Raw genomic sequence first — 701 nt, 5'->3', positions numbered from 1 at the left:
CTTTGGTTAAAAAGGATACCGTTCGGTTCTTATACGAAGTTCAGAATTCAACCGCAAACTACAAGTATATATAACGATTATATAGATAGTTTGCCGCTTCATGCAAAGGGTGGCGGGTGTGTCGTGGGCTTAACGTATTCCGATAATGCTCTGTTTGGCAAGGATGATTCAAGCGCTGTCCCCATGGGGGGCAGTTTGCGGTCGCATACAGATCGGATCGCTTTCCTTGTTCCAGGAGATGCATGTCGTCGTGGCACTGCATTCGGCTACGAGCCTGGGAGATGAAACTTCGGCAGCAAAAAAAAGTTGCGCACTGTAACTGGTGCAGTAATCTGCCGAAAGCATCTCGCGCTAATACACGACCGGGACATGTTGCGGCACAAAGGCCAAAGGCGAGAGGCGAGCATTAGGCCCAGTGAGTTCGGGTTCCTGCAATTTGGACGCTGTGGCAAAATTCCAGTGCTAATGAGCCTCGAGCCCGGCTTAAATATCGTCGAGCTTCGGGCAGGGTCAGGCCATCACTTCGGTGATCGGCTCCTCCGACAAGGGCGCTGTGGATTTCGGCGCTGGCCCGCCTGGGACTTGAGATCTCATTCTCTTGATGATCTCTTTGGGGTGGAATTGATCTTTTCAGCACTGAAGCGAAAGGCTTTTATCTCGGCAATTGACGTATAGTATATTGGCGAAAGTCGATGGCTATT

Origin of the sequence: Methanosaeta sp. UBA458, assembly GCF_002496085.1 — an archaeon.
GTDB lineage: Archaea > Halobacteriota > Methanosarcinia > Methanotrichales > Methanotrichaceae > Methanothrix > Methanothrix soehngenii.
This window is presented reverse-complemented; position numbering follows the sequence as displayed.